Genomic DNA, 11,226 nt, shown 5'->3' with positions numbered 1-11,226 from the left:
GCAAGCGAATCCCTTCGAATCCCCCGCGTAAGCCGCGCAGGCGGCTTACTCCTCTCCACAAAAACAAAATGCCCGCTTGCGCGGGCATTTATGTTTTGGCGGAGAGAGGGGGATTCGAACCCCCGATAGGTTATTAACCTATACACGCTTTCCAGGCGTGCGACTTCAACCACTCATCCACCTCTCCTGGATTCGGGTCCGCTTTGAGCGAAGCCGCAGATTATAGCAAGGTTTCTGAAGAATCAAAGCTTTTTGCTTTTGAAATTGTCAAAAACCGACGGGGCGACACAGTCCTGATGCCTGGCCCACCCCCGCCCTACTGCCTATTGCGCCTCCTTCAACTGGTCCAGGATGGCCGGGTTTTCCAGCGTGGAAATGTCCTGGGTGATCTCTTCGCCCTTGGCCAATACCCGCAACAAACGCCGCATGATCTTGCCCGAGCGCGTCTTGGGCAGGTTGTCGCCAAAACGGATCTCCTTGGGCTTGGCAATCGGGCCGATCTCCTTGGCCACCCAGTCGCGCAACTCCTTGGCGATCCGCTTGGCCTCGTCCCCGGTCGGACGTGGACGCTTGAGTACCACGAAGGCACAGATCGATTCGCCCGTCGTGTCGTCCGGCTTGCCCACCACCGCGGCCTCCGCTACCAGGCTGTTGGCAACCAGCGCCGATTCGATTTCCATCGTGCCCATGCGGTGACCCGAGACGTTCAACACGTCGTCGATGCGACCGGTGATGGTGAAATAGCCGGTTTCCTTGTTACGCACCGCACCGTCACCTGCCAGATAGATCTTGCCACCCAGCTCTTCCGGAAAATAACTCTTCTTGAATCGCTCGGGATCGTTCCAGATGGTGCGGATCATCGATGGCCATGGACGCTTGACCACCAGGATGCCGCCATTGCCGTTGGGCAGGTCGTTGCCCGTCTCGTCGACGATGGCCGTGGTGATCCCGGGCAGCGGCAAGGTGCAGGACCCCGGCACCTGCGGGGTGGCACCCGGCAAGGGCGAAATCATGTGGCCGCCAGTCTCGGTCTGCCAGAAGGTGTCGACGATCGGGCACTTCTCGCCACCGATGTTCTTGTAGTACCACATCCAGGCCTCGGGATTGATCGGCTCACCCACCGAGCCCAGGATACGCAGCGACGACAGGTCGTATTGCTTCGGATGGATCTTCTCGTCGGCGTCGGCGGCCTTGATCAGCGAGCGGATCGCCGTGGGCGCGGTGTAGAAGATGGTGGCCTTGTGCCGTTGCACCATGTCCCAGAAACGACCGGCATTGGGGTAGGTCGGCACTCCCTCGAACACGATCTGGGTCGCCCCCACGGCCAGCGGGCCGTAGGCGATATAGGTGTGCCCGGTGATCCAGCCAATGTCGGCGGTACACCAGTAGATGTCGTCGGGCTTGATGTCGAAGGTCCACTTCATCGTCAGCACGGCCCACAGCAGGTAACCCGCCGATGCGTGCTGCACGCCCTTGGGCTTGCCCGTGGAGCCGGAGGTATACAGGATGAACAAGGGATGCTCGGCGTCGACCCATTCGGGCTCGCAACTGTCTGCCTGGCCGGCCAGCACGTCGGCGAGCCATTTGTCGCGCCCCTCGACCCAGTTGATCTCGCCCGGCCCGCGTTGGTACACCACGACGTTCTTGATGGTGTCGCAGCCGCCCATGGCGAGCGCCTCGTCGACGATGGCCTTGAGCGGCAAGTGCTTGCCGCCGCGCACCTGGATGTCGGCGGTGATCACCGCCACCGCGCCGGCATCGATGACGCGTTCCTGCAGCGACTTGGCCGAGAAGCCACCGAACACCACCGAGTGGGTGGCGCCGATACGGGCACACGCCTGCATGGCACATACGCCCTCGACCGACATCGGCATGTAGATGACGACCCGGTCGCCCTTGCTGATGCCCAGCGACTTGAGGCCGTTGGCGAACTGGCACACCTTCCGGTGCAGCTCGCGGTAGCTCACGCGTGTGACCTTGGCATCGTCCGACTCGAAGATGATGGCGGTCTTGTCGGCATTGCCATTGGCCAGGTTGGCGTCCAGGCAGTTGTACGAGACGTTGACCTGGCCGTCGCCGAACCACTTGTAGAATGGCGCGTTGGATTCGTCCAGCGTGTTGGTGAAGGGCTTGTGCCATTGCAGGTTGTCGCGCGCCAATTCGGCCCAGGTGCCTTCGTAGTCGGCGGCAAAGCGGGCATTGAGGGCGTGGTAGGCGTCCATGCCGGAAATGGCGGCATGCCTGGCCAGCTCCGCCGGCGGCGCAAAGACGCGGTTTTCTTGCTTGAAAGTTTCAATATCAGCCACGGTAGTCTCCAAGTTTAGTTTTTGCTTTCCGCAGAACATAGGCCGCTTCACTTACTCAGTCCTTACACATGTGGCAATGTTCCCCAACGGGAATGCCTGTCTGGCAAGGCTTTGCGGGCGGGTCCACCGATCTGGCGAAAGGCTGGAAATGGGGGTTGCCCGACACGTGCGTCAACAACATGTCGTCCTGCTCACATCGGGGCCATTGTGGCATAAGGCGATGTTTCCCGCTGGCATTGGCCGGCTCGCGTTGCCGGCGGATTTCTCTAAGGCCGCAACAGGCTGGCAGGGCCAAGGGCGTGTAAAATACGGCCCCAATTCGAAGCCATATCGAACCCAGCCATACTCCGCCAGACAACAGCCAGACCTCACGCGACCGTCAACCTCAATGAACGCTCCGAAACACCCCTCGCCCCGCAAGATCGGCATCCTGCCCAACCTGATCTTCATGAGCCGCTGGCTGCAGCTGCCGCTGTACCTGGGCCTGATCCTGGCGCAATGCGTCTATGTGTATCACTTCTGGGTCGAGCTGTCGGACCTGATCGGCGCCGCCCTGGGCAATGCCTCCTCGCTGGACCACATCCTCGACGCGGTGGCCATCGCCGGCGCACCACGTCCCGAGAAACTCAACGAACAGACCATCATGCTGGTGGTGCTGGCGCTGATCGACGTGGTGATGATCTCGAACCTGCTGATCATGGTGATCGTGGGCGGCTACGAGACCTTCGTCTCGCGCATGAACCTGGAGGGTCATCCCGACCAGCCGGAATGGCTGTCGCACGTCAATGCCTCGGTGCTCAAGGTCAAGCTGGCCACGGCCATCATCGGCATCTCGTCGATCCACCTGTTGAAGACCTTCATCAATGCCAACGTGTACGACGTCAAGACGCTGGTGGCGCAGACCGGCATCCATGTGACCTTCCTGGTGTCGGCCCTGGCCATCGCCTACTGCGACCGCCTCATGACACACCCGGCACCGCCCCACGAACCGCCTTCCGCGCATTGACACCCGCGCCTTCCTTTGAACCCGAGAGAACCAGCCATGACCATCATCAAGCAAGACGATCTCATCGAATCCGTAGCCGCCGCGCTGCAGTACATCAGCTACTACCACCCGGTGGATTTCATCCAGCACCTGGCGCGCGCCTATGAGACCGAGCAAAATCCGGCCGCCAAGGACGCCATCGCGCAGATCCTGACCAATTCACGCATGTGCGCCGAGGGCCGGCGCCCGATCTGCCAGGATACCGGCATCGTCAACGTGTTCCTGAAAGTTGGCATGGGCGTGCGCTTCGAAGGTTTCTCGGGCTCCATCGCCGACGCCGTCAACGAGGGCGTGCGCCAGGGCTACATGCATCCGGACAACGTGCTGCGCGCCTCCATCGTGGCCGACCCGCAGTTCGAGCGCAAGAACACCAAGGACAACACCCCGGCCGTGATCCACATGGAGCTGGTGCCGGGCAATACGGTCGACGTGCGTATTGCCGCCAAGGGCGGCGGTTCCGAGAACAAGACCAAGTTCGTCATGCTCAATCCATCCGATTCGCTGGTGGACTGGGTCCTCAAGACGGTGCCGACCATGGGCGCCGGCTGGTGCCCGCCCGGCATGCTGGGCATCGGCATCGGCGGCACCGCCGAGAAGGCCATGCTGATGGCCAAGGAAGTGCTGATGGACGACATCGACATGTACGAGCTGCTCCAGCGCGGCCCCAACAACAAGACCGAGGAATTGCGCATCGAGCTGTACCAGAAGGTCAATGCGCTGGGCATCGGCGCCCAGGGCCTGGGCGGGCTGACCACGGTGCTGGACGTCAAGATCAACATGTATCCGACCCATGCGGCGTCCAAGCCGGTGGCGATGATCCCCAACTGCGCGGCGACCCGTCATGGCCACTTCGTGCTGGATGGCTCGGGCCCGGCCTACATGGAACCGCCATCGCTGTCTGAATGGCCTGAAGTGCATTGGGTAGCCGACACCGAGAAGTCCAAGCGGGTCAACCTCGACACCCTGACCCGCGAAGAGGTGGCCTCGTGGAAACCGGGCCAGACCCTGCTGTTGAACGGCAAGATGCTGACCGGCCGCGATGCCGCCCACAAGCGCATCCAGGACATGCTGGCCAAGGGCGAGCAATTGCCGGTCGACTTCACCAACCGCGTGATCTATTACGTCGGCCCGGTCGATCCGGTGCGCGACGAAGTGGTCGGCCCGGCCGGCCCCACTACAGCGACCCGCATGGACAAGTTCACCGACCTGATGCTGGAAAAGACCGGCCTGATCTCGATGATCGGCAAGTCCGAGCGCGGCCCGGCCGCCATCGAGGCGATCAAGAAGCACAAGTCGGCCTACCTGATGGCCGTGGGTGGCTCGGCCTACCTGGTGTCAAAGGCGATCAAGTCGGCCAAGGTGCTGGGTTTTGCCGACCTGGGCATGGAGGCGATCTATGAATTCGACGTCAAGGACATGCCGGTGACGGTGGCCGTGGACGCCAACGGCGTGTCGGTACACAACACCGGTCCGGCCGAGTGGAAGGAAAAGATCGCGCAAAGCGTGTCGCTGTCGAAGATTGCGGTCACCACTGCCTGATCGCGACTCAATGAAGCAGTCTGCAGGTTCGATGCCGATGACAGCCGATGCTGCCATCGGCATTTTCGATTCTGGCGTGGGCGGCCTGTCGGTGCTACGCCATGTGCATGCGGCGCTGCCGCGCGAGCGCCTGGTATATGTGGCCGACTCCGGCTACGCGCCCTACGGCGACAAGCCCGAGGCAGCCATCGTGGCGCGTTCGCTGGCCATCGCCGACTTCCTCGCCAGCCAACGCATCAAGGCCCTGGTGGTGGCGTGCAATACGGCCACCGCAGCGGCCATCGCGGCGATCCGCGCGCAATGGCCACGGTTGATCGTGGTCGGCATCGAGCCCGGGCTCAAGCCGGCTGCCCAGCAAAGCGCCAGTGGCGTGGTAGGCGTCTTGGCCACGCGCAGTACGCTGGCCAGCCAGCGTTTTGCCTTGCTGCGCCAGCAGATGGAAGCGCAATACGAGGTGCATTACCTGCCCCAGGCCTGCGTGGGCCTGGTCGACCTGATCGAGAAAGGCGAACTGCATTCGGTGGCCACCGTCACCTTGCTCGAAGGCTATCTGCGACCGCTGCTCGAACAGGGCGCCGATACACTGGTACTGGGGTGTACACATTATCCGTTCGTGCGCGAGGCCATCGGATCGGTATGCCGCCGCCTCGGTGGCAGACAGCCCGCCATCATCGACACCGGCGAAGCGGTGAGCCGGCAGTTGCGGCGCCTGCTGCACGAGACCGCATTGCTGGCCGACGGCGGGGACGGCAGCCTGTGCGGCTTTACCACGGCCAGCCAGAGCACGCTGCAACATGCCTTCAGGCGATTGCTGGACCTGCACCCACCGGTGCATGCGTTGGCGGCGGGATGAACCGGCGCCGGCGCTGGCACCGGTGTACGCCAGGTAGAGGCAACGGAACCAGGGCGGCAATTTAGCCGCACCATCGGAAAAAGCACCGCTACAGTGATCGAAGAAGTCGAGATGACGCCGAAGCTGCGACGCTGAATTGCGCGGCCGGTGTAGACAATAAAATGGGAGGAATTATAGTTCCACGAAATGGAACCTGGATACTGTGAGAGCTCACAGTAGGTCGGCGCAAAGCCTTATAAACAGTGGGGTGGCTGACGGGACTCGAACCCGCGACAACAGGAATCACAATCCTGGACTCTACCAACTGAGCTACAGCCACCACTGGCCATTGATGCGCGGAAGAACTAACCCCGGCATCAGTGAAGCGCACGATTATACAAACTCCAGCAGGGTATGGCAACCACATTGCACGATTGTTTTAAAAAAAGTGCGTCCATCCGCCAGGCTTTGTGTGGGCCAGGCATCATTTCGCGCTTGCCCCACCGTGGGGATGCGCTCAGTGCGCCGCCGTCGGGCTCTTCTGGTTCGTTTCGGATATCGCCTCGCAAGTGGCGTCGATCTGGTCGAAGTCCGTCGTCCGATCCTTGGCACGTGGCGCCAGCGCATAACGAATGCGGCACTGTGCATTGCGCTGGCTGCCCCAGCGCAGCGTCAGCTGGCCACTGTCATTGGCGGTGCGGACGAACACCATGCCCCCCTGCCCCACCATGCCGAGTACGTTGCCATCTTCGTCAAGCACGTCGGCGCTGAACGGGACTGCTTCGCCGTTGGCGCGATGGGCATTGATCAGCACCGAGCGCCCGCTGACGGTTTCGTAGTCCAGCAGCACCACGGCGCCGGCCATCGGTGCCACACGCTGGCTGGTCGACTTGAGCTCGACGTCGGTCGACGTCCCCTTGGGATCGAGCTGGATCTCGTTGTTGCGGAACGGCGTGAGATAGGGCACCACGGCCGTCCCCGCGTCGCTCAACTGCACGCCGCTATAGTTGACCGCCGCGCCTGCCGCACCTGGCGCCCGCACGATGCCGATGGTGTCGCCCAGGTTCTGCGCCAGCAGCACCCCACCGGCGTGTGCCACCACGCCGCCCGAGGCCGTGGCCGACATCTGCCGGTTGCCACCGCTGGTGTAACCGTAGCTGGCACCCAGGTTGGCATAGGGTGCGCTGTATTGTCCATTGAGCGAGCCGCCGGTGCTGCCGGAACTACGGTTGGCGGTGGCGCTATACGAGATATTGCGTTGCTCGCCTACCGTGCCGTTGAGCGTCCCCTGCAGGCTGGTGTCGCCACGTTGGTCACGCGTGACCGAAGTGCTGACGGTAGGCGAGTTGATTTCGCGGCCCAACGGAATGGACATGCTGAACGCGTACTGCGTGCCGGTGGTGCGCGAGAGCAGGTCGCGCTGGCGCTGGGCCGAGAAACTGTAGGAAACGCTTTTCCAGTTATTGCTGTAGCCGACGCTGAAAGTGCTGCCGGAGCCGGCGCGGTTCCAGTAGTTCTGCGACGTGCCCACGGCATACAACGACCCGCCTCCTTCGCCCAGCGACTGCGACAACGACACCTGCAACTGGCTGCGCGGCCGGTCGGCCACCAGGGCGGCGTTGCCACCCTGTTGTATCGCCTTGATCGCTTGCAGGTCCTGCAACCGCAGGTAGCCACTGCTGGAATAACGGAACGCCGCCAGCGCGATATTGGTGCCGGTGTCGACCAGGTTCTTGTTGTAGTCCAGCTTCAGGCTTTGGCCGGTGCTGGTGCTGGCGGGCGTCACCCGCGCATGCGCGTGGGTCAGGTTCATGCCGAACGCCCCCAGCGGGGTGCTCACCGCACCGCCGCCGACGAGTGCCATGTAGTCGGACGCGGCCAGCGCGCCACCCGACAGCGTGAGCACATTGTTGATGCCGTGCTCATAGGTGCCCTGCATGAAATTGCTGCTGGCCACATTGAAGGCGCTGCGGGTACGTCCGGCCGTGAGACTGTAGCGGGAGGTATCGGGACGCAGCAATTGCGACACCGATGCATAAGGCACGTCGAAACTGGAGACGCTACCGTCGGCCTCGGTGACGATCACCCGCAGGTTGCCGCCGAAACCGGTCGGATAGAGGTCGTTGATCTCGAAGCGCCCGGGCGCGACGGTGGTCTCATAGATCACATTGTTGTCCTGGCGCACCTGCACCCGGGCGTTGCCGCGCGCCACGCCGCGCACCACCGGCGCATAGCCGCTCTGCGAATCAGGCAGCATGCGCGGGTCCGACGCCAGCTGCACGCCGCGAAATGAGAGCGTGTCGAACATCTGGCCGGAGGTCGAGGCGTCACCCAGGGTCAACTGGCTGTTGAGCGAGACCACGCTGCGCTGCGCATAGCTGGCGATGGTCTGCACCCGGGTCGGGCCGGTACCCGATCGCGTGATCGACGAGTTATTGCGAAAACGCCAGTCCCCCAGGTTCACGCCACTGTTGAGATTGGTGTAATACGAGGTGGTGGTGCGACCTGCGCTGGTAGTGCTGAAGGTATTGAAGTGATAACCCAGCATCGCGGCATTGACGCCGTGGTCCCACATTTCCGGGCTGACGTAGCCGCGCGCGCTACGTCGCAGCGATATCTGCGGGATCGACAGGTTCAGGCGCAGATCACCGCTGTCGAAATCCATCTTGGCGTCGGGCACCAGGTCTTCGAGCCGCAGGCACTGCTTGGGGTCTTCGGCAATCAGTGCCGCACGCGCGGACTCGGAAAGCTTTTCCAGGTCGACCCCCACGATCTCGACCAGCTTGCGCGAAAAGCAGGGATGTGCCGAGTCGTCGTCGCCGGCGCGGAAATTGACTTCATTGCGACCGATCCAGGCGTCGTTGACATAGATGTCGAGCCGATAGTCGCCGGCCGGAATCGGGTTGCCACGGTTGAAACGGGTCACGTCGACCGCGCCCTCGCCACCGCTACGAAAGAACTCCGAACCGAACTCCACCGGTTCGGCGCCGCCGGCGCGCTGTGCGCGCACCGAGGTGGACTGCAACAGTGCCAATGCGCCAAGCACCATGATGCTGACCTGCTTGAGCTGGCAAAGGCCGAGTCTGGGTTTCATCATCGAATCTGATCGGTAAATTTCGGAGGGGTGGTGATGGCCCGGCGAACGGGCCTGGCACCGTCTTACTTGGCGTCGGTCAGCTCGGCATCACGATTGACTGCCCCGCCAAAATCGTTGAGGAAGGTGTAGCGCAACTTGAACTTGCCGCCCGGCACCTGCTTCATGCCCTTCATCGGCAGCTGCGCGCTATTGCGTGGCTCGGCCATGGCGCCGGACTCGCTCTCGAACAGCGGCTTGTTGTCGGCATCGACCAGGGCCACGCCGAGCAGGTTGATGTGATACGCGGAAGGATTGTCGAGCACGACCGCAAAACCACCCTCGGCATTGCGCTTGAGACTCCAACGCAGGCTGGCGAAGGCGTCGTCCATCTGCTGCACGGTATTGAGTGCCTGGGGCCGGAAGAACACCTTGATACGGGTACGAAACGCCATCTGCATGTAGTTGGTGTCGGCCTCGCCGGTGGGCTTGGGACCCACTTCGAGCATGTTGAACCAGTAAAGGGTCTCGCGGTCCTCCGCCTGCGGCGTGCGGTTATAGATCATGCGCACCGTCTGCCCCTTGCCGGCGTCCATCCGGAACATCGGCGGGGTCAATGCGAAAGGCACGCGAATCTGGTCGGGAGTCGCTTTTTCGTCGCCGTTGTCAAGCCACACCTGGATCAGGCTGGGCTCCTTGCCTTCATTGCTCAGGCGCACGCTGACTTCACGCTCATTGGAAGGAAACACGATACGCGTTCCGCCGATGACGGCGGCGGCATTGGCGACGCTGCCAATGGCCAGCAAGACTGCAATGGCAATGCCATTAAGACACTTTTTCATTTTATTCCCCCCGGATCAAAACAAAACCGCCCCTGCCAGACATTAGCACTCCAGCGCATAGCCGGCAAAGGTAGCAAGCGAAATGCCGGGGCGAATGCCGGTATTTCGCAACAGACTTATGGATAGACGATCGAGAAATTGACCGAACTGGTGACGGCACCACTGCCCGCCGCAGCTGGGCCGGTGGCGACATAGCGCGCAATCAGCGCAATGACGGCCTGGCCGCTACCGTCGGCTGCAACGACCGGGGATTGCGCTGGCAGCCTCAGTGGGGTAGCAGTAATCGGGTTGACCAGTTGCACGGCAACGTTAGTTGCCTTGGCACCGGAGGCAGAGTTCTGCAGATAGCCGGTAAGGGCATCGATCTGACCGCCTTCGAGGTTGATGGCGATGTTCCTGGCGTCAGCAGCGCAGTTGCTCAGAGCGATATCGAAGCGCCTTTCGCCGGCGGTATCGTCTTTCCTGGCCAGTGCCGAGGCACTCACCGGAGGCAACGCCACGTTCTGCGTTCCGCCATTGTTGTTATAAGTACAGGTGGTGCCCACCACCGAACCGGTGAAATTGACGGTACCGTCGAAGGCAAACACGAGCGAGGGCGACAGCATGGCTGCAACCAAGGAACACATTAAGACAGATTTCATCACATATCCTGACCGAAGATCAATTTAGATTTAATCACCACGGGAACTGCCCATCGGGAGCAGGCAGCTGGTTTCCTGTTAGTTCTTGCATCGACTGCACGACTTCTTCCTGCATCGCTTCCATGTCATCACTGGATAACATCTTACCTAGCGAGGCGTCTCTGGAATATGAGAAAACTCCCGAAAAAATCCTGCGCCCTTCCTTGATTTCCATGCATCCGAGAGACCGGCCAATCAGCCGGCCCTCGTCCCGGGGCAACGCTTATGGATAGATGATGCTGAAGTCCATTGCCGTGGTCACGACACCACCGGTAGCCGCGCCGGTAGACACATAACGCAGGCCCAGTGGAATGGTGGCAGTGCCCGCGGCCGACGGCAGCACGCCGACCGAACTACCGGGCAGGCGCAGTTCGGCACTGTTGTTGGCACGGTCGACCACGCCCACTTGTACGTTGCCGGCAGCGCCATCGGTAGCGATGTTCTTCAGGCGGCCGGTGGTGCTGTCACCGTTGGCCGCGCCATCGAGTTGCACCGCCACCCGTTGCGCCAAGGCGCAGCTGCTCAATGCGATCTCGAACGGGGTCACGGTCGACATGCTGCCTGCGGTGGTCAGCGAAGCAGCACTGACGGTTGGCATGTTGACGGTCTGGCCGTTGGCGCCGTTGCCGTAGACACAGGTGCCTTCGTTGACCGCGCCGTTGATGTTGATCTTGCCGTCTGCGGCGAAGGCAAATCCGGGCAGCAGGGCGATCGCCAATGCAGATGCGACGAACGATTTTTTCATATCAATGATTCCTTCAAAAAAAATTGCCTGACGATGTGGGCGGCAATAAACCCGTTCCGACCAAGAGGATCGTAGTTGGCGCATCAGATGCTTGATACGAGAAAAATCTGGAATAACAGTGAGCGCTGCGGAAGGCGACATGGCCCACATCGCTTACGACGGGC

General features: G+C 61.8%; 9 protein-coding genes and 2 tRNA genes. 3 read left to right on the top strand and 8 right to left on the bottom strand.

The annotated features are described in order from the left end of the window. Positions 1 to 96 precede the first annotated feature (96 nt). Both PMI40_RS14710 and acs read right to left on the bottom strand, forming a co-directional pair. Positions 97 to 187: transfer RNA gene (locus PMI40_RS14710), tRNA-Ser, on the bottom strand. 136 nt (positions 188 to 323) lie between these two features. Continuing rightward, entirely contained in the window at positions 324 to 2,306 is a 1,983-nt protein-coding gene (gene acs / locus PMI40_RS14705) for an acetate--CoA ligase (RefSeq protein ID WP_008116783.1), read from the bottom strand. A gap of 388 nt (positions 2,307 to 2,694) precedes the next feature. On the opposite strand from acs, the gene PMI40_RS14700 reads away from it, so the two are divergent. Genes PMI40_RS14700 through murI form a run of 3 tightly spaced genes read left to right on the top strand, consistent with a single transcriptional unit; the run spans position 2,695 to position 5,743 of the window. Then, positions 2,695 to 3,312 carry a YqhA family protein gene (locus PMI40_RS14700; protein WP_008116781.1) on the top strand — a complete coding sequence of 206 codons (618 nt, stop codon included), beginning with the start codon at positions 2,695 to 2,697 and terminating at the stop codon, positions 3,310 to 3,312. A 36-nt stretch (positions 3,313 to 3,348) separates the two neighbouring features. Continuing rightward, positions 3,349 to 4,890, top strand: coding sequence for a fumarate hydratase (locus PMI40_RS14695; RefSeq protein WP_008116779.1), 1,542 nt, complete (start codon positions 3,349 to 3,351; stop codon positions 4,888 to 4,890). A 10-nt stretch (positions 4,891 to 4,900) separates the two neighbouring features. Beyond that, positions 4,901 to 5,743, top strand: a complete 843-nt coding sequence (gene murI / locus PMI40_RS14690) for a glutamate racemase (protein WP_051001822.1) — start codon at positions 4,901 to 4,903, stop codon at positions 5,741 to 5,743. 243 nt (positions 5,744 to 5,986) lie between these two features. Here murI and PMI40_RS14685 read toward each other — a convergent pair. The 6 genes from PMI40_RS14685 to PMI40_RS14660 all read right to left on the bottom strand — a co-directional run bounded on the left by PMI40_RS14685 (position 5,987) and on the right by PMI40_RS14660 (position 11,062). Then, positions 5,987 to 6,062 (bottom strand) — tRNA-His (locus PMI40_RS14685). Between the two features lie 177 nt (positions 6,063 to 6,239). Next, the gene (locus PMI40_RS14680) at positions 6,240 to 8,816 is read right to left on the bottom strand and encodes a fimbria/pilus outer membrane usher protein (protein WP_157221556.1); all 2,577 of its coding nucleotides are present in this window, start codon (positions 8,814 to 8,816) and stop codon (positions 6,240 to 6,242) included. 65 nt (positions 8,817 to 8,881) lie between these two features. Continuing rightward, positions 8,882 to 9,637 (bottom strand): molecular chaperone, encoded by a 756-nt coding sequence (locus tag PMI40_RS14675; RefSeq protein ID WP_008116772.1) that lies wholly within the window; start codon positions 9,635 to 9,637, stop codon positions 8,882 to 8,884. A 116-nt stretch (positions 9,638 to 9,753) separates the two neighbouring features. Then, on the bottom strand, positions 9,754 to 10,278 hold the full coding sequence (locus PMI40_RS14670; RefSeq protein ID WP_008116770.1) for a fimbrial protein: 525 nt from the start codon (positions 10,276 to 10,278) through the stop codon (positions 9,754 to 9,756). Positions 10,279 to 10,312: 34 nt separating this feature from the next. Continuing rightward, positions 10,313 to 10,492, bottom strand: coding sequence for a hypothetical protein (locus tag PMI40_RS14665; protein ID WP_157221555.1), 180 nt, complete (start codon positions 10,490 to 10,492; stop codon positions 10,313 to 10,315). 48 nt (positions 10,493 to 10,540) lie between these two features. Next, entirely contained in the window at positions 10,541 to 11,062 is a 522-nt protein-coding gene (locus PMI40_RS14660) for a fimbrial protein (RefSeq protein WP_008116768.1), read from the bottom strand. Between the last annotated feature and the right edge of the window lie 164 nt (positions 11,063 to 11,226).

Origin of the sequence: Herbaspirillum sp. YR522, from assembly GCF_000282575.1 — a bacterium.
Taxonomy (GTDB): domain Bacteria; phylum Pseudomonadota; class Gammaproteobacteria; order Burkholderiales; family Burkholderiaceae_D; genus Herbaspirillum.
This window is presented reverse-complemented; position numbering and strand designations above follow the sequence as displayed.